This is a genomic window from Mycolicibacterium canariasense (assembly GCF_002101555.1).
Taxonomy (GTDB): Bacteria; Actinomycetota; Actinomycetes; order Mycobacteriales; family Mycobacteriaceae; genus Mycobacterium; species Mycobacterium canariasense.
In genome coordinates this window covers 135560-154062 of sequence record NZ_LQOL01000042.1, presented here as the reverse complement: position 1 = coordinate 154062, position 18503 = coordinate 135560, and the positions used below count along the sequence as shown (strand labels likewise).

Annotated in this window: 16 protein-coding genes; 8 read left to right on the top strand and 8 right to left on the bottom strand. The window is 69.4% G+C overall.

Annotation, left to right across the window (positions count from 1 at the left end; all coding sequences use genetic code 11):
* Genes AWB94_RS10010 through AWB94_RS10000 form a run of 3 tightly spaced genes read left to right on the top strand, consistent with a single transcriptional unit; the run spans window position 1 to window position 2805 of the window.
* Window positions 1–1155, top strand: coding sequence for an ABC transporter ATP-binding protein (locus AWB94_RS10010; protein WP_062660333.1), 1155 nt, complete (start codon window positions 1–3; stop codon window positions 1153–1155).
* Window positions 1152–2033, top strand: coding sequence for a 2-aminoethylphosphonate ABC transporter permease subunit (locus AWB94_RS10005; RefSeq protein WP_409366004.1), 882 nt, complete (start codon window positions 1152–1154; stop codon window positions 2031–2033). The genes AWB94_RS10010 and AWB94_RS10005 overlap by 4 nt, the downstream gene beginning before the upstream one ends.
* Entirely contained in the window at window positions 2008–2805 is a 798-nt protein-coding gene (locus AWB94_RS10000) for an ABC transporter permease (protein WP_062660332.1), read from the top strand. Before AWB94_RS10005 ends, AWB94_RS10000 begins: the two co-directional genes overlap by 26 nt.
* A gap of 82 nt (window positions 2806–2887) precedes the next feature.
* Here AWB94_RS10000 and AWB94_RS09995 read toward each other — a convergent pair whose 3' ends face one another.
* Window positions 2888–5056, bottom strand: a complete 2169-nt coding sequence (locus AWB94_RS09995; RefSeq protein WP_062660331.1) for an acyl-CoA dehydrogenase family protein — start codon at window positions 5054–5056, stop codon at window positions 2888–2890.
* Window positions 5057–5180: 124 nt separating this feature from the next.
* Between AWB94_RS09995 and AWB94_RS09990 the strand changes: the two genes are divergently transcribed.
* From AWB94_RS09990 to AWB94_RS09975, 4 genes are all read left to right on the top strand, one after another.
* On the top strand, window positions 5181–6407 hold the full coding sequence (locus AWB94_RS09990) for an alpha/beta hydrolase (protein WP_272937611.1): 1227 nt from the start codon (window positions 5181–5183) through the stop codon (window positions 6405–6407).
* Window positions 6408–6431: 24 nt separating this feature from the next.
* Window positions 6432–7847 (top strand): WS/DGAT/MGAT family O-acyltransferase, encoded by a 1416-nt coding sequence (locus AWB94_RS09985; RefSeq protein ID WP_062660329.1) that lies wholly within the window; start codon window positions 6432–6434, stop codon window positions 7845–7847.
* A 32-nt stretch (window positions 7848–7879) separates the two neighbouring features.
* The gene (locus tag AWB94_RS09980; protein WP_085122421.1) at window positions 7880–8497 is read left to right on the top strand and encodes a hypothetical protein; all 618 of its coding nucleotides are present in this window, start codon (window positions 7880–7882) and stop codon (window positions 8495–8497) included.
* A 180-nt stretch (window positions 8498–8677) separates the two neighbouring features.
* Window positions 8678–9601, top strand: coding sequence for an aromatic alcohol reductase (locus tag AWB94_RS09975; protein WP_062660327.1), 924 nt, complete (start codon window positions 8678–8680; stop codon window positions 9599–9601).
* Window positions 9602–9623: 22 nt separating this feature from the next.
* On the opposite strand, the gene AWB94_RS09970 is transcribed toward AWB94_RS09975, so the two are convergent.
* From AWB94_RS09970 to AWB94_RS09950, 5 genes are all read right to left on the bottom strand, one after another.
* A complete protein-coding gene (locus AWB94_RS09970) occupies window positions 9624–10826 on the bottom strand; it encodes an MFS transporter (protein WP_084395568.1) in 1203 nt (400 codons plus the stop codon).
* 122 nt (window positions 10827–10948) lie between these two features.
* Window positions 10949–11587: a GntR family transcriptional regulator gene (locus AWB94_RS09965; protein ID WP_062660326.1), complete on the bottom strand. Its 639-nt coding sequence runs from the start codon at window positions 11585–11587 to the stop codon at window positions 10949–10951.
* Window positions 11588–11674: 87 nt separating this feature from the next.
* Complete coding sequence (locus AWB94_RS09960; RefSeq protein WP_062660470.1) at window positions 11675–12874, bottom strand: alpha/beta hydrolase; 1200 nt, start codon at window positions 12872–12874, stop codon at window positions 11675–11677.
* Complete coding sequence (gene fadD12 / locus AWB94_RS09955) at window positions 12867–14483, bottom strand: acyl-CoA ligase FadD12 (protein ID WP_062660325.1); 1617 nt, start codon at window positions 14481–14483, stop codon at window positions 12867–12869. Before fadD12 ends, AWB94_RS09960 begins: the two co-directional genes overlap by 8 nt.
* 12 nt (window positions 14484–14495) lie before the next feature.
* Window positions 14496–15305: a 1-acyl-sn-glycerol-3-phosphate acyltransferase gene (locus tag AWB94_RS09950; RefSeq protein ID WP_062660324.1), complete on the bottom strand. Its 810-nt coding sequence runs from the start codon at window positions 15303–15305 to the stop codon at window positions 14496–14498.
* Between the two features lie 133 nt (window positions 15306–15438).
* Here AWB94_RS09950 and AWB94_RS09945 point away from each other — a divergent pair, with 133 nt between their 5' ends.
* The gene (locus tag AWB94_RS09945) at window positions 15439–16263 is read left to right on the top strand and encodes an arylamine N-acetyltransferase family protein (protein WP_062660323.1); all 825 of its coding nucleotides are present in this window, start codon (window positions 15439–15441) and stop codon (window positions 16261–16263) included.
* 10 nt (window positions 16264–16273) lie between these two features.
* Here the strand turns inward: AWB94_RS09945 and AWB94_RS09940 are convergent, their stop codons facing one another.
* Entirely contained in the window at window positions 16274–17263 is a 990-nt protein-coding gene (locus AWB94_RS09940) for an acyl-CoA dehydrogenase family protein (RefSeq protein WP_062660322.1), read from the bottom strand.
* Between the two features lie 95 nt (window positions 17264–17358).
* Window positions 17359–18501, bottom strand: coding sequence for an acyl-CoA dehydrogenase family protein (locus AWB94_RS09935; protein WP_062660321.1), 1143 nt, complete (start codon window positions 18499–18501; stop codon window positions 17359–17361).
* Window positions 18502–18503: the final 2 nt, after the last annotated feature.

The following is an 18503-nucleotide window of genomic DNA, read 5'->3' as shown; positions in this document are numbered from 1 at the left end:
ATGGCGCAGATCAAGGCGGCGGGACGGCACACCACCCGCGCCTCCGAGACCGCCGTCCCGGCGATCGTGTTCGACCGGGTCGGCGTGCGGTACGGCCGCGGTTCCGATGCCGCCCATGCGCTGATCGACTTCAACCTGCGGGTGGCTCCCGGCGAGACGGTGGCGCTGCTGGGACCCAGCGGGTCCGGGAAGTCGACCGCCCTGGGCGCGCTGGCCGGATTCGTCCGGCCGTCCTCCGGCGCCGTGCGCCTCGACGGGCGCGACATCACCGACCTGCCACCGGCCAAGCGCGGCATCGGGGTGGTGCTGCAGTCCTATGCCTTGTTCCCGCACATGCGCGTCGCCGACAACGTCGCGTTCGGGCTGCGGGCACAGCGCGTGCCGCGCGCCCAGATCGCCGACCGGGTCACCGAGGTGCTCGAGATGGTCGGCATGGCGGGGTACGGAAAGCGGCTGCCGCGTGAGCTTTCCGGCGGCCAACAGCAACGCGTCGCGATCGCCAGGGCGTTGGCCATCCGGCCCAGGGTGCTGCTGCTCGACGAACCACTGGCCGCCCTGGACGCGCAACTGCGCCAGTCGATGCTGGCCGAGCTGCAGCAGCTCAAGGAGTCGCTGCCCGACACCGCCATGCTGTATGTCACCCACGACCAGTCCGAGGCGCTGGCCCTGGCCGACCGCATCGTGGTGATGAACAACGCCCGGCTGATGGACGTGGACACCGCCGAGAACCTGTGGAGGCGGCCGCCCACCAGCTTCACCGCGGCCTTCCTCGGTGGGGCCAACCTGATTCCGTGCACCGTCGGCCGCGTCATCGGGACGTCGGCGTTGGTGACGGTGTCGCACAAGACGGTCAGCGCCGAAGCGCCGCAACCCGCCGCCGGCAGGATCGACTGGGCGCCGGGCACCGAGGCACTGTTGTGCATCCGTCCGCACGCGCTGCGCGTGGTCTCACTCGGTGAGCGGGATGCGTTGCGCGCCACAGTGAACGCGGTGGTGTGGCGGGGTGCGGTCACCCGGCTGGTGCTGGCCATCACCAGCATGCCCGATCAGCTCATCGAGATCGACGTGCCCGGGCACGCCCGGTTCCAGGTGGGCTCCGAAGTGGGCGTGCGGATTCCGGAGCCGGCCGGGGTGCTGGTGCAGGCCGGCTCGTGACCGCACATGCCGCAGAGCTGTCGGCGGAGCCGGTCGGGGTGCCGGCCACCCCCGCACCGGCACGCAACCGCGCGCACTGGTGGGTGCTGCCGCCCCTGCTGCTGGTGGTGCTGGTCGCGGTGTATCCGCTGCTGCGGGTGCTGGGGGAGTCGACCCGGCCCGGGACCTGGGCGCAGGTGCTGGGCTCGGCGCAGTTCCGTGATGCGTTGTGGCGCACCGTCGCGATAGCGGTGACCTCGACGCTGGGCTGTGTGGTGCTGGGTGCCTTCCTGGCCGTCGTGCTGGCGTTCGTGCCGTTTCCCGGCGCGCGGTTGGTCGGTCGACTCATCGACACCGTGCTGGCATTGCCCTCGTTCCTGATCACGTTGGCCTTCACCTTCCTGTACGGCACCGCGGGAGTGCTCAACACCGCGCTGGGCCTCGAGCTGAATGTCCTGTACACCCCGGCCGGGGTGATCGCCGCGGAGATCACCTTCTTCACCCCGTTCGTGGTGCGACCACTGCTGGCGGCGTTCGCCCTGATCCCGCCGGCACAGCTGAACATCGCGGCCAGCCTCGGGGCGTCACCGTGGCGGGTGCTGCGGGCGGTGGTGCTACCGGAAGCCAGGCCCGCGCTGATGGCCGGTGGCAGCCTGGTGTTGTTGTTGAGCCTCAACGAATTCGGCATCGTGCTGTTCACCGGCGCCAAGGGTGTGCTCACGCTACCCGTGCTCATCTACACGCGGGGCATCGTGACCTTCGACTTGCCCGGTGCGGCGGTGATCGCGACCGTCCAGGTGGTGCTCTCGCTGACGCTCTACCTCGCCTACCGAAAGGTCTTCGCGCGCATGACATCCGGAAGGGGCGGCCCCGATGCTGCTGTGGAACAGGCGAAGTAAGGGTGTGACGCTGGCCGTCTTCGGCGCGGTGGTGCTGGTGGTGTTCGTCGCCCCGCTGGCCACCGTGCTGGCGGCCGGGCTGGCAGGTTCGTGGACCGGTGCGCTGCCGTCGAGTCTGGGCGTCGCCCGGTTCGGCGCCGCGCTCAGCGGTGACAACCTGGCCAGCTTGTCGGTCAGCCTGCAGACCGCATTCGTCGCCGGTGCCGTCGCGCTGCTGGTCGGCACGTGGGCCGCGCTGGCCGCCCGGGACTGCCCGATGTGGTTGCGCCGCTGGACCGATGCGGTGTTCCACCTGCCGATCGCGGTACCGTCGGTGGCCATCGGTCTGGGCCTGCTCATCGCGTTCAACTCGCGGCCCCTGTTGTTGGGCGGCACCCGCTGGATCGTCATCGTGGCGCACGCGGTACTGGTGCTGGCCTTTGCGTTCAGCTCGGTGTCGGCGGCGCTGGAGCGGCTGGACCCGAGCTACCGGCAGGCCGCCGAGTCGCTGGGCGCCGGACCCGTCCGGGTGCTGGTGCAGGTGACGCTGCCGTTGTTGCTGCCGGCGCTCGGGGCCGCCGCCGGCCTGGCGGTGGCGTTGTCGATGGGCGAACTCGGAGCCACCATCATGGTGTACCCCGCGACGTGGAAGACGTTGCCGGTGACCATCTTCGGGCTCACCGACCGCGGCCAGGCGCTGCAGGCCGCCGCCTCGACCACCATCCTGCTGGTGGTGACGCTGCTGGCGCTGGTGCTGCTGGGCCGGATCCGCGGCCGCGCCGCACTGCGGTGACCCGTTTGTCAGGCGAGCGGCCGCGTCTGCACAGCGACGCGCCGCCAAATGCGAACATTTGGGGGCGCCCGCCTGCGGTCGATTACTTCAGCAGCGGATCGCGTGGCAGGCCGAGAATGCGTTCGGCGATGGTGTTGCGGGTGATCTCCGACGTGCCACCGGCGATCGTCATGGCCCGATTACCCAGATAGGCCCGGGCCAGCCGCGCCTCGGCACCCACAACCGCGGCCGGTCCGGCCAGTTCCATGCCGAGTTCGGTCAGCCGCTGGGTGTGCTCGGCCAACAGCAGTTTGGTGACATTACCTTCGGGCCCCGGCCCGGCGCCGACGATAGCGCGGCTCACCCGGCGCAGATTCAGCAGCGGCAGGGTGTGCGCCTCGGCGATCACCGCACCGGCCTGGCGCACATATTGGGCGGCAACCAACGGTGTTGCGGTGTCCAGCAATTCGATCAGGTCGTCGGGCGTGAAACCGGTAGGCGCGGACGAGCCGCCGCCGATCGAGATGCGTTCGTTGCCCAGCGTGGCCCGGGCCACCAGCCAGCCCTTGTTCACGTCACCGACCACATCGGCGTCCGGGACGAACACGTCGTCGAAGAACACCTCGTTGAAGTGCGCATCCCCGGTCAGGCCGCGCAGCGGATTGACCGTCACGCCGGGGGCGTTCATGTCGATCGCCATCATGGTGACACCGGCGTGCTTGGGTGCGGCCGGATCGGTGCGCACCGTGGCCAGACCCCACTGGCAGTGCTGCGCCAGGCTGGTCCACACCTTCTGGCCGGTGACCCGCCAACCGCCGTCCACCTTCTTGGCGGCCGTGCGCACGGCGGCGGCATCGGAGCCGGCCCCTGGTTCGGAGAACAGCTGGCACCACATCACCTGCCCGCGCAGCACCGGTTCCACCCAACGCTGCCGCTGTTCGTCCGTGCCGGCCTGGGCGATGGTCAGCGTCACCCAACCGGTGATGCCCATGTCCGGGATGTCGATATCCCGGAACTCTTCCTCGATCACCAGCTGTTCCAGCACGTCGGCCGCTCGGCCCCACGGTTTGGGCCAGTGCGGCACCAGGTATCCGGAGTCGACGAGGTGGTCGCGCTGGCGTTCGGCGGGCAGCGCCCGCACCGTGGCGGCGGTTTCGGCGGCCGCCGGGCGGAACCGCTCGGCCTCGGGTGGCACGCGCAGCGACGCGGAGCGGGCGGCGCCGCTGCGCTGGGCATCGACGATGTCGAGGAGGGGATCGGCGCCGTCACCGAGCAGCGTCGCCAGCGTGCGGGCCCGTCGCAGGTACAGATGTGCGTCGTGTTCCCAGGTGAAGCCGATACCGCCGTGCAGCTGAATATTGTTCTGCGCGTTGAACACCTGCGCGCGGATGGCGTGGGAGGCCGCGATGGCCGCCGGGAACCAGGCGGCGTCCAGGTCATCGGTGCGCGCTGCCGCCCAGGTGGCCGCGGTGGCCTGCTCGGCCTCGACGAGCATGTTCGCCGCGTGGTGTTTGACGGCCTGGAAGGTGCCGATGGTCCGGCCGAACTGTTCACGAACCTTCGCGTACTCGACCGCCATGTCCAACGTCGCCCAGCTGAGCCCGACCGCCTCGGCCGAGGCCAGGATTCTGAACACCGTGCGGGCCCGCCGGCCGGCACCGCGCAGCACCCGGTCGGCGGGGATCTCGGCCCCGCGCATCGACACCGCACCCACCGAGCGGGTGGTGTCCATCGGGTCGAGGGCGGTGACCGCGACACCGGCGGCGTCGGCGCGCACGATGACCAGGTCCGCGCCGGCCGCCAGGACCAGGATGTCGGCGTCGGGGGCGCCCAGCACGGCGGGCCAGGTGGCGGTGGCGGTGTGGTCGCCGCCCATCGACACCTTGATGTTCAGCCCGAGCGCGGCCGTCAGGCTACCGTCGGCGAGTCCCGGAATTAGTTGCCCGCGAACGGAATCCGGTGCACACCGGTCGATGACGACGGCCGCGGAGACGGTGGGCAGAAACGGCCCCGGCATCAGTGTGCGGCCGGCCACCTCGGCGACCACCGCCAGTTCGGCCAGCCCGTAACCCGAACCACCGAACTCCTCGGACAGCGCCAGCCCATTCCATCCGAGGTCCGCCCCGGCCGACCAGATATCGGTCGGGTGCGTGCCGGGAGCCTGCAGGGTCGCGCGGGCCGCCGCAAGACTGTGCGAGCGCGCCAGCTGACCCGCGGTCGCGTCGGCCAGCTCGCGGTGCTCGTCGGTGATGGCCAGCGCAGATCTGCTCATGATCAGCGAAGTTACTCCGGCGGCCGAAACCGACGAAAGTGACTCAGCTCACAATCGGGCACCGGGGTAGACAAGTCTGGCAAGTTGTCGCTTGGCTGCGGCGACGCGGGGGTACTCTCGCGCCATGACGGCACCTTCCGGTCCACGACGCCCAACTCCCAGCATGTGGAGCCGCGCGCGGTGGATGATGACCGCCAGCCCCGCCGATCACATGCTGGCGCTGACCGTCGCCTCGGCCTCGCTCCCGCTGGTCGGCAAGCGCCTGGAGCCGCTCGGTGCGGTCGCCGCGATGGGCGTGTGGGGTTTCCGGCATATGCCGGACTTCTTCGCCTCGTCGGCCAAGGCCTGGATGGCCCCCGGCGGCGCCGCGATCCGCAAAGCACAGCGCGACCAGACCGACGCCGTCGTCCGCGACGGGCTGCGCGAGGTGGTGCCCGCCGCCGACCTGGCGGCCGTCGACTTTCCCGCGCCCGAACAGCTGCCGCCGCTGTGGAACACCGTTGCCTACCGGCGCAGCGTCTACCGCACGTCGGTGCGCTACGGCGACAGCCCCACCCAGTTGATGGACGTATGGCGGCCCAAGGATCTGCCGTCCGAGCCAGCGCCGGTGCTGTTGTTCGTGCCGGGCGGGGCGTGGGTGCACGGCAGTCGGACGCTGCAGGGCTACGCACTGATGGCCCACCTGGCGGCGCAAGGCTGGGTGTGTCTGTCCATCGACTACCGGGTGGCCCCGCACCACCGGTGGCCCCGGCACATCCACGACGTCAAGGCGGCGATCGCGTGGGCGCGGGCCAATGTCGACAAATTCGGTGGTGATCGGGACTTCGTGGCCATCGCGGGCTGCTCGGCGGGCGGGCATCTGGCCGCGCTGGCCGGGCTGACCGCCGGTGATCCCGAGTTGCAGGGCGACCTACCCGAAGGGTCGGACACCTCGGTCGACGCGGTGATCGGGATCTACGGACGCTACGACTGGGAGGACCGCTCCACCACGGAACGGCTGCGCTTCGTCGACTTCCTGGAACGCGTGGTGGTCAAGCGCAAGATCGATCGGCACCCCGAGATCTTCCGCAAGGCCTCGCCGATCGCCCAGATCCACCGCGATGCACCGCCGTTCCTGGTGATCCACGGCAGCGGTGACACGGTCATCCCGGTGGAGCAGGCCCGCAGCTTCGTGGAACGGCTGCGTGGGGCGTCCCGCGCCGCGGTCGGTTATATCGAGTTGCCCGGGGCCGGGCATGCCTTCGATATGACCGACGGCGCCCGGACGGGGCCGATCGCCACGGCCATCGGCGTGTTCCTGTACCAGATACACCGAAACTCCCCGACAAGGCAGGCCAAAGCGGTTATATAGACGCCTCACGCGGGGAGGACGCCGGTGAAGAGGCTCAGTGGGTGGGACGCATTCCTGCTCTATACAGAAGCGCCGAATGTGCACATGCACACACTGAAGATCGCGGTGATCGCGCTCGACGACATCGGCGACCGCACGTTCGGGGTGCAGGAATTCCGCCAGGTCCTGCACGGCAGGCTCTACAAGCTGGACCCGTTCCGGTATCAGCTGGTGGACATCCCCTTCAAGTTCCACCACCCGATGTGGCGGGAGAACTGTGATGTCGACCTCGAGTACCACGTCCGTCCCTGGCGGGTGGCCGCCCCCGGCGGGCGGCGCGAACTCGACGAGGCCATCGGCCAGATCGCGAGCACCCCGCTGGACCGCAGCCGTCCGCTGTGGGAGATGTATTTCGTCGAGGGGCTCGCGAACGGGCGCATCGCGGTGGTCGGCAAGATCCATCACGCGCTGGCCGACGGCGTCGCCTCGGCGAATCTGCTGGCCCGCGGCATGGACCTGCAGGACGGACCGCAGCGGGACCGTGATTCGTATGCCACCGACCCGGCTCCGTCCCGGTCCGAGTTGGTGCGCTCGGCGTTCACCGACCACCTCCGCCAGATCGGCCGGCTGCCCGGTCTGATCAAGTACACCGCCGACGGGGTGGGTCGGGTTCGCCGCAGCAATCGCAAGTTCGGGCCGAAGCTGACCCGCCCGTTCACGCCGCCGCCGAGTTTCATGAACCACGTCCTCACCCCGGAGCGTCGCTTCGCCACCGCGACCTTGGCCCTCGCCGACGTCAAGTCGACCGGAAAGATGTTGGGCGCCACCATCAACGACATGGTGCTGGCCATGTCGTCGGGGGCGCTGCGGGCCTTGCAACTGCGCTACGAGGGCAAGGCCGATCATCCGCTGCTGGCCTCGGTGCCGATGAGTTTCGACTTCTCACCGGAGCGGATTTCGGGCAACAGGTTCACCGGCGTGTTGATGGCGCTGCCGGTGGACGTCGACGATCCGCTGGAACGGGTGCGGCGGGCCAGTGCGGACGCCGCGCTGGCGAAGGAGAGCAGTCAGCTCATCGGACCCGAACTGGTGGCGCGCTGGGCGTCGTACGTGCCGCCGGCCGCGGTCGAGGCGCTTTTCCGGCGGTTGTCGGACAAGGACGGCCAGAACAAGGTGCTCAATCTGAACATCTCGAACGTGCCAGGACCGCGGCAGCAGGGCAAGGTGGGTGGCGCGACCGTCACCGAAATCTATTCGGTCGGGCCGCTGACGGCGGCCAGCGGGCTGAACATCACGGTGTGGAGTTACGTGGATCAGCTCAACATCTCGGTGCTGTCGGATACCGCGACGGTGCACGATCCGCATGAGGTCACCGAGGCGATGGTGCAGGACTTTCGCGAGATACGCCGTGCGGCAGGTATTTCCGACAGTCTGACGGTCATCGAGACCGCCATGGTGTGAGCCGGCACTGCGCATACGCCAGAATGACTGCCATGGAACGGCTGATAATGCTGCGCGCCGGCGCCGCGACCGCGGTCATCATGGCGTCGATGGTGGCCGGCTGTTCGTACGGGCCCGCCAGTCCGCCGATGGCCGAGAGCAAGCCGGCCAACACCAGCACCGGTCCGGCGCTGGTATCGATCTTCCCCGGTACCGCCGCGCTGGGCACCCCGCTCACGGCGAAGGGGGCCACCGTGACGCCGCACGCCGACAACCTCACGGTGCTGCCCCTGGGCGGCGGTGACGACCTCGAGCTCGGCATCCAGGTGTCGATCACCGGTGTCACCGCGCCGATCGACACCATCGGACCCGACGGCGGGTTCCGGCTGTATGTCAGCAGTGGTGAGCAGATTCCGGCCACCCCGGCCGCTGTCCTCAAGCAGCCACCGCTGGCCTCGCCGGTCACCGCCGACGCGGACGGATGGGTGTTCTTCCGCATCAAGCCCGATACGCACGCGACCCAGCTGCAACTGCAGGCCGCGCCGGCTGGATACGGTCTGGCACCGCAGTCGATCGCGGTCTGGCTCATGCCGGACACGTTGCCCGGTGTCTCGCCGCCGCCGCCACCGCCACCGCCCGCCGTGGTCTGTCAACACACGTCGCTGTGCTGAACGCCGGCCGGGCGAGCACGTCGCCGGTCATGGTGCCCGACGCGGTCTCGACCCGGTCCGCCGTGTCGTCGTAGCACCCGAGGGATGGGCCGCGGTGGCGTCGGCGTTGGTGCTATCGGTGATCGGGTGCGCGTGCACCCGGCCGACGTCACCACGACAGAAACAGAGACGACAGAGACAATGACGACCACGTCGAACGTGAACCGCCCGGCCATTCTCGTCATCGGCACCGGAGAGCTCGGCGCCAGTGTGCTCGCCGCGCTCAACCGCCGTGTCAGCGAAGACCCGGGTATCGCATCGATTGCTGTGCTGTTGCGACCGTCCACGGCAACCCCGGACCCGCGCACCGAGGAGATGACCACGCTGGGCATCACCGTCGAGCACGCGGACGTCGCGACCGCATCCGTGGCCGAACTGGCCGCGGTCATGCGGCGCTATCACACCGTGATCAGCTGCGTGGGCTTCGCGGCCGGCCCGGGCACGCAGCGCAAACTCGCCCAAGCCGCCCTCACCGCGGGCGTATCGCGCTATTTCCCATGGCAATTCGGCGTCGATTACGACGAGATCGGCCGCGGCAGCGCCCAGCCCCTGTTCGACGAACAGCTCGACGTCCGCGACTTGCTGCGCCGTCAGAACGCCACCGAATGGGTGATCGTGTCGACCGGCATGTTCACCAGTTTCCTGTTCGAGCCGGCGTTCGGCGTGGTCGACTTGGCGGCGAATACCGTGCACGCGCTGGGCAGTTGGGACAACGAAGTCACCCTCACCACACCGGAGGACATCGGTGTGCTCACCGCCGATATCGTGTTCGCCGAACCCCGGATCCATGATGCGGTGGTCTACCTGGCCGGCGACACGATCAGTTATCGGGAACTGGCCGACATCGTCGAGCGGGTGCGCGGAGCGGCCGTCACCCGCCAGGTGTGGACGACGGGATTCCTCGCCGACCAGTTGCGCCGGCAGCCCGACGACACCATGCGCAAGTATCGCGCGGTGTTCGCCAGGAGCACCGGCGTCGCCTGGCCGAAAGCCCAGTCCTACAACGCCGCCCGGGGCATCGGCACCATCACCGCCGAGGAGTGGGCGAAGGCCAATCTGACGTGATGGGCGGGGTCGACCGTACGCCCTACCGCGCCGTCACCGGATCCAGGTGCTTGGACCAGCCCGACGCGCACGCCAGGGTGCACGTCGCCGCCAAGATTCCGACGGCGGTCAGCATCACCGGGTAGCTGAAGAAGTGCGCCAGCATCGCCAATGCCGCGGGGAGCAGGAAGCCGACGTAGGCCAGCGAGTAGTACACCCCGGAGATGCCGGCCAGCTCGTCGGGTTCGGCGATGCGCTGGATCTCCAACAGACCCGACACGATGGCGATGCCGTAGGCGCTGCCCAGCAGCATGGCCACCACCAGCGCGATGATCGGGGAGCGGGTGATCGCGGTGGCCACGGCGGCGAAGACGCCCGCGGCCATCAGCACCATGGACACCACGACTGCGCGGGCGCTGGATCGGTCGTCGAGTCGGCGCGCGATCGGTTGCACCAGCACACCGCACACCAGCGTCAGCGTGGTCAGTCCCGAGGTGTACAGCAGCGCCCACTGCCCGAGCCGCTCACTGACCAGTGCCGGCACGATGGCGTAGGCGATGGCGGCCGACCCGAAAATCCACGGCGCCATCGGAACGACGACGCGCAGGAATCTGCGATGAGCGGCGGCCGGCACCCGCAATCGGCTGGCCAGGGACGCGCCGGCACCGCTGGGCTCATGCCGGGTCTCCACCGCGCACCGGATCACCACGACCAGTCCGCCGACACAGAGCAGCGCCTGCGCGATGTAGGTCAGCACCAACGGCAGTGGGGCGAAGGCGGTGAGTACCCCGGCGCACAGCGGCCCGATACCCAGCCCCAGCGACAGCCAGATCGACGCCCGGCGGGCACCGGTCCCGGCGGAAGCCGAATCATAAGGCGGACGGGATAATTCAGTGATCCAGGCCGAGCCCACGGCCATCGCGATGCCCACCGCCAAACCACTGAGCAGCCGACCGCCGAACAGTGCCGCGAAACCCGCGTAGTCGCCGACGGCCAGGATGACGCTGCCCAGCGCCGAACTGACCAAACCCGCCACCATCACCGGCCGGCGGCCGTGCCGGTCCGACAGCGCCGAAGCGATCAGCAGTCCGGGCACCAGACCCAGCACATAGGCACCGAGCAGGATGTCGACGTCCACCCTGGTGTAGCCCGAGCGCTGCGCGTACGCGATGAGCAGCGGCGTGAACTGGTTGCCGCCCCAGCCGATACAGAAGACGGCCAGCGCGACGGCACGCCACGGTTTGATGTCGGCGCCGGAGCGCCTCCGGGGCTTGATGTCGGCGCCGGAGCGCCTCGGGGGCTTGATGTCGGCGCCGGAGCGCCTCGGGGGCTTGATGTCGGCGCCGGAGCGCCTCGGGGGTGCAATGCTCACAGCACCACCCCGTACGTCGTCTGCAGGTGTGCCAGCAGCAGCATCTCGAACTCGCCCAGGTCGCGCCGCCGGACCGCGTCGGCCAGTCGGGCGTGCTCGTCGATCAGCCGCGCCGCGCGTGCGGTATCGGAGCGCACCACCGATGCCATCATCCGGCGCTGCCGGTCCCGCAATGACCCGTAGAAGCGTTGTGCGATCGCGTTGCCGGCCGCCTCGACGATGCGGTGATGGAAGGCGTCGTCGGCGGCGGCGAACCGGTGTTCATCCCCGGCCGCGGCGCCCTCGCGCTGGGCGCTGATCAGGTCGGTCAACTCGGCGAACAATGCATCGACGGTGTCGGACGTCCGGCACAGGCGGCGCACCGCCGACGACTCCAGCGCCAGACGCATCTCCAGCAGATCGGTGGCTTCTCGCGGCGGCACCGGCACCACCACCGCGCCCCGGCGCGGCAGCAGTTCCAGCAGATCCTCGGCGGCCAGCCGCAGGAATGCCTCGTGTACGGGCGTCCGGCTCACCCCGAGGGCGGCGGCGACCTCCACCTCACTGAGCAGCTGTCCACCACGTACCGCACCGGACAGGATCTGGTCCTTGGTGGCCTGGTAGGCACGCTGCCCGCTGGAGTCTCCATCGCTCACGGGGACCCACCCTACCCTCCTTGCATGCAACCTTGCATGCAAGGAGGGTGTGATCTGGCGCGCGTGGCCGCGGTGGGCGCCCGGACGTCACTCGGGGCGGGTGGCCCGCGCCCAGTCCAGGAACCGCTCCACGGCCGAGGCGGTGTAGTGCCCGCGGGCCGACCCGAAGACGTCGAACGCATGCTGTGCATACGGAATCTCGGCGTAGATCACCGGCGCCTGCGACACCGCGCGCAACTTTTCGACGAACTCGCGCGCCTCCTCCACCGGGATCAGCGTGTCGTGGGTACCGTGCAGGACGAAGAACGGCGGGGCTTCCGGCCCGACATGGGTGATCGGAGAGGCGTCGAGATACAGTTGTCGGTTGTCGGTGAACGGCAGCTTGACGATCAGCCGCTCCAGCACCGACCCGAACTGCCGCCGCTCCGGGAACCCCTCGGTGATCCAGTCGTAGCGCCCGTAGATGGGCACGGCACCGGCCACCGAGGTGTCGGCGTCCTCGAAACCCGGTTGGTACGCCGGATCATTCGGGGTCAGCGCCGCCAGTGAGCTCAGGTGCCCGCCCGCCGAACCACCGGTGATGTACACGGCGTCCGGATCACCGCCGTAGGCGCCGATATTGGCCTTCACCCACGCCAGCGCGCGTTTGACGTCGACGATGTGCGCCGGCCACGCGTGCTTCGGGCTGATCCGGTAGCCGATGGACACGCAGATCCAGCCGTGGTCGGCCAGTTGGGACATCAGCGGATAGGCCTGCGGCCGGTTCATCCCGATCATCCATGCCCCGCCGGGGACCTGCAGCAGCACCGGCGCTTTCGCGTCCTTGGGGAGGTCCGTGCGCACCCAGATGTCCGCGACGTTGGAGCGGTAGGGGCCGTAGCGGACCGTCTTCTCCACGAACCGGCGCCGGGTCCGGCCGGTAGCCCACACCCCGCCCGGCCGCGGCGGTATCGGAGGGAACTGCGGGCCGAGCACCTCGCTGAGGGGGTCTTCGAAATACGGCCGGGACGTCACCGCGCGGCGATGCACCACCGCCAGCAGTACCCACGAAACAACCTTGAGCAGCAATGAAATCCGTCCCGAGGTCGATCGGTACTCGCCGCGCAGCGCGCGTCGCAGCGCACCGAGCGCCGATCCGGCGATCACCAGGGGCGCGTTCTCCGAAGTGGGCCAGCCGAAGGCGAACACCCCGATCGCAGGGTAGCCATGACGGGTCAGCGGGGTGAAGGCGTTGGTCGCGTTGACCAATTCGGCGACGGCGCCGAGCAGGGGGCGGCGGTTACCCACCGGCACGCTCCTGGAGTTCACGGCGCACGATCTTGCCGGTGCTGTTACGCGGCAATTCGTCGAGCAGCGTGATCTCGCGCGGCACCTTGTAGTTGGCCAGGTTGTCGCGCACGTATTGCTTCAGGTCCTCGGCCGTGACGCGACTGTCCCCGGACGGCACCACGAACGCCGCCAGTCGCTGGCCGAACTGTTCGTCGTCGACCCCGATCACCGCCGCCTCGGCGATGTCGGGATGCGCAACCAGCATCTTCTCCACCTCGATCGGATACACGTTCTCCCCGCCGGACACGATCATCTCGTCGTCGCGGCCCACCACGAACAGTCGGCCCGCGCCGTCGAGATACCCGATGTCACCGGAGTTCATGTATCCGTCGTGAAATGCCTTGGTGCTCCCGGAGGTGTAGCCGTCGAATTGGGTCGAATTGCGCACGTAGATGGTGCCCACCTCGCCGGTCGGCAGCTCCCGCAGATCGGCATCGAGGATGCGGATCGCGGTGCCCTCGGCGGGCTTACCCGCGGTGTCCGGGGCGGCGCGCAGGTCGGCCGGAGTGGCGGTGGCGATCATGCCGGCCTCGGTGGCGTTGTAGTTGTTGTAGATCACGTCACCGAACTGATCCATGAACTTGATGACGACATCGGGGCGCATCCGGGAACCCGACGCCGCGGCGAATCGCAGCGTGCGCCCGCTGTAGCGGTTGCGGATCTCGTCGGGCAGTTCGACGATACGGTCGAACATCACCGGCACCACGCACAATCCGGTGGCCCGGTGGGTGTCGATCAGGGCCAGGGTGGCCTCCGGGTCGAACTTGCGCCGGGTGACGATGGTGCAGGCCATCGACGCCGCGAAGGCCAGTTGGGAGAAGCCCCAGGCGTGGAACATCGGCGCCACGATGACGACGGTCTCCTCGGTGCGCCACGGCGTGCGATCCAGGATGGCCTTGAGCACCTCCGGTCCGCCGCCGGAATGCTTGGCGCCCTTCGGACTTCCGGTGGTGCCCGAGGTCAGCAGGATCACCTTGCTCTTCTCCTTGGCGCGCACCGGCGTCTTGCCGGCGTGGTCGCGGATCAGCTTCTCGACGGTGAGCGAGGGCTCGGCGGTGTCGGTCCAGGCGATCACGCGTGTGACATCCGGAGCCTGGGCCAGCGCCCGGTCCACGGTCGCGGTGAACTCCTCGTCGTAGATGACGGCATCGACGCGTTCCCGTGTCACCACCTCGGCCATGGCCGGGCCGGCGAACGAGGTGTTCAACAACAACACGTCGGCGCCGATCCGGTTGGCGGCGATCAGCGACTCGACGAAGCCACGGTGGTTGCGGGCCATGATGCCGACCACCTCGGGGTCGCCGATGGCCTGTAGCCCGGCGGCCAAAGCGTCCGCACGTCGGTCGATTTCACGCCAGGTGAGCGCCCCCAGCTCGTCGACCAAGCCGACCCGGTCCGGGCAGCGCTGCGCGGCGGCCGCGAATCCCGACGTGATGCTCATGTTCTCGCGGGCCATGGCCGCGGCGATGCGCAGGTATTTGTCCGGGCGCAGCGGGGCGATGACGCCGGCCCGCGCCATGGTGCCGAGCAGGCCGACGGTGTTGGTGAGGGGGTCGAGGAGGCCCATCCCGGTGGCCCTCTAGCCGATCACCGGCAAGCGGCGCTCGGCGGCCAGCCCGTCCAGCGCACGCTGCATCACGCGGCGGACGTGGGAATCCACCTCGTCGATGTCCGGGTGCTCGCCGAACTCCTGGTCGATGTGCACCGGTGGCAGCACCTGCATGACGATCTTGGAGGGCAGCGGCACGTTCAGCGGCAGCACCGCCGACAGGCCGAACGGGAAGCCGAAGGACAGCGGCACGACCTTGGCGCGCGCCAGCCGGGCGATGGGGCCCAGCGCCTTGGCGATCCCGGCGCCGCGGGTCAGGTACAGCTGGGTTTCCTGGCCGCCGATGCCGACCATCGGCACGATCGGGACGCCGGCGTTGATGGCGGCCCGCACGTAGCCCTGCCTGCCGTCGAAGTCGATCTTGGTGGCCGCGGAGGTCGGGCGGTAGACGTCGTAGTCCCCACCGGGGAACACCACCACGACCCCGCCGGACCGCAGCGCCGCGTCGGCGTTCTCATGGCTGGCCAGGATGAAGCCGGTCTTCTTGAAGAAGTCGGCGGTGGGCCCGATCATCATCATCGCGTGGCTGAGGGTGTACACCGGCCGTCCGTAGCCGAACCGCTCGTAGAAGTCCGCTGCGAAAACGGGCACATCCATGGGGAACAGGCCGCCCGAATGGTTGGACACCACCAGCGCGCCGCCCTCGGGGAAGTGCTCCAGGCCGCGCACCTCGAACCGGTGGTAGGCCTTCAGGAACGGCCGCAGCCAGCCCATCACCTTCGCGGTGAGGCCGGGATCGAACTTCGTGGTCTCGGTGGGATCGATATCCGTCGAGCTCATGAGGATCCTCCGCCGTCGCTGGCTGAAATTAGAACGTGTTCTAGTTTTGCATGAACGATGTCGGGCGGTCAAAGTCCAGCGGCGCCGAGCACCCGGTTCGGCTGTCCCGATCGTCACGTCCCACCATGAGAACATGGACGGAATCGACACCGCCGGTTACTTCGCCCGGATCAAGCTCGCCACCCCCGCGGCGCCCACCCTGGACGCGCTGCGCGACATCGTGGCCGCGCACAACCGGTCCATCCCGTTCGAGAACCTGGACCCGTTGATGGGCATCCCCGTGCACGATCTCAGCGCCGCAGCGCTCACGGCCAAGTTGGTGCACCGCCGCCGTGGCGGCTACTGCTACGAGAACAACGGCCTGCTGGCCTACGTGCTGGCGGACCTCGGATACGGGGTGGACCGGCTGGCCGGCCGGGTGGTGTGGATGCGGCCCCCGGATGCGCCGCTGACCGGGCTCACCCACAACGTGCTGGCGGTGACGGTGCCGGGGGAGACAGACCGCTTCCTGGTCGATGTCGGGTTCGGTGGGCAGACACTGTCCTCGCCGATCCGGCTGGTGGCCGGCCCCGTGCAGCAGACCCGCCACGAGCCGTACCGGCTGCTGGAACACCCCGAGGGATTCCAGTTGCAGACCCGGATCCGCGGCGAGTGGCTGCCGCTCTACCAATTCGGCCTGCGCCCGCAACCACTGATCGACCTGACGATCGGCAGTTGGTATTCGTCGACGTATCCGACCGCCGTGTTCGTCGTCGGGCTGTCCGCGGCGCTGGTCACCGACACCGCGCGATGGGGCCTGCGCGGCCGCCACCTGGCCATCCACCAGGGCGGCGACACCGAGAAGATCCGGCTGGCCACCGCGGCCGACGTGCTCGAGCAGCTCACCGGCCGCTTCGGGATCGACCTGTCCGGTCTCGGTGACGTCGAGGCGCGGGTCGCGCAGGTGTTGGACGACTGAAGCGCCGACCTCACGGGCAGCTGATCAGCACGTCCCACGGATCGTCGGCCGCCAGCGTCAACCGGCCCAGCCGCCGGGCCTGGGACGCGGTGCTACCGAACTCGTCGCTCCAAATGCGGGCCCGCATGGTGGCCGACCACAACTGGTGTTCGACGGTGACGCCGATGGCTCCGTGCAGCTGGTGGGCGATGGTGGTCACCGGGGTGACCGCACGCCCGACGGCGACCTTGGCGGCGGTCACCGCGTAGTCGGCCTGCGCTGCTGCGAAACCGTACTCGGTGACCGCCGCGGTCGCCAGATCGGTTGCCGCCCTGGCTCGTTCGATCTCACCGGCCATCGCGGCCAGGGAATGCTGGACGGCCTGGAACTTGCTGAGCGGGCGGCCGAACTGCACCCGCTGCGACGTGTGCGCGACGGTGAGTTCCAGTGCCGCGTCGAAGGTGCCGATGATCTGCACGCAGCGAGCCCACGCCCCGCGGCGCATCAGTTCGTCACCGACGGCGGCGTCCAGTCGGACCAGTGCAGCGGTGTCGTAGCGGACGGTGCCGCGCGGCTCGCCGGCCAGGTTGTACCCGACGTCGCCGATCTGCGGATCAGCGGGCAGCCCAACCGAAATCCCGTCACCGGACCGGTCGGCCACCACCATCGCAGAGTCCCGCGGCCACGGCACCTCGGCCGCGGTGCCGCCGGTACCGATCGCCAGCGTCAGCGGACCCGCTGCGGGCACCTCGATGCCGGCGCGTCCCGCCAACCAGCAAGCCAGCAGGTCGGTCTCGGCGATGGGCACCGCCGCGGCGCGGCGGGCCAGCCCGGCCAGCACCACCGCGGATTCGCCGGGGCCGGCTTCCTGCTGGGTGGTCAGCCGGGTGAGCCCGGTCTCCTCCAGGTTCTGCCACAGCTCGGCATCGAAAACCTCGGGGAGCCTGCGCTTCCCGAAATTCGCGTCATAGGACCGGCGGCCGATGTCATCGACCAGCTGCCGTAGTTCGTCGTCAGCCATCACGTCTTTCTGTTCTTCGCGCAGGCGCTCATCACGTCTTTCTGTTCTTCGCGCAGGCGCTCATCACGTCTTTCTGTTCTTCGCGCAGGCGCTCATCACCGCATCCCTAGGCCGCGGGCGATCACACCGCGCAGCACCTCGTTGGTTCCGCCGCGCAACGTGAACATCGGCGCATGCTGGCGCGCGGTGGCCAGTACCGAACGCAACCCGCCCGGATCGTCGACCGTCTCCAGCAGATCGGCGCACAGCTCCACCGACTCCTGCTCGAACCGCGTACCCAGGTCTTTCACCAGCGCGGCGCGGGTGGCCGCGTCACGGCCGGCGGCCAGATCACGCGCCACCGCCACCGACAGCTGCCGCAGCGACATCGCCCGGCCCATCAGATCGCCGACCGCGGCCGCGGTGCGGTCATCCACCTCGGGGCCCAGCGCGCGGAGCACCCCGAAGATCAGGACCGCCGTCGACAGGATCCGTTCGGGTCCACTGCGTTCGAAACCGAGCTCCGCGGTCACCTGATGCCAGCCGTCGCCCACCTCGCCCAGCACATCGTCGTCGCCGACGGCCACGTCCTCGAACGTCACCTCGTTGAAGTGGTGATGCCCGTCCAGCGTGATGATCGGGCTGATGGTCACCCCGGGCGCGTCGAGCATGACGATGAACTGGCTGAACCCGGCGTGCCGGTGGTCGGGGTCCGGCGGGCTGGTGCGAGCCAGCACGATGGCGAAATGCGCCCGGTGCCCGCCACTGGTCCACACCTTGGTGCCGTTGAGCCGCCACCCGTCCGCGGTGCGGGTGGCCTTCGTCGCGGTGGCCGCCAGATCGGAGCCGGCACCGTGCTCGCTCATCCCGATCGCTGAGTACAACCGGCCCGCCGCGATCCGCGGCAGCAACCGGCGGCGCTGCTCCTCGGATCCATAGGACAGCAGTGCCGGCGCCACCTGCCGGTCGGCGAACCAATGCGCGGCCACCGGGGCGCCCTGGCCGAGCAGCTCCTCGGTCACCACATACCTGTGCAGGAAACCCCGACCATGCCCGCCATATGCGGGTGGGATCGTCAGGCCGACGAAACCGGCGTCGGCCAGCCGCTCGCTGAAGGCGGCGTCCCAACTGGTCAACCAGGAGTCGATGGCGGGCACCCAGCCGTGGGTGGCCCGGTCGGAGGTGATGAAGTGCCGGACCGAAGCCCGCAGCTCGGCCAGCTCACCGTCGTTGGCGCACAGCGCATCGAATTCGCTCACTG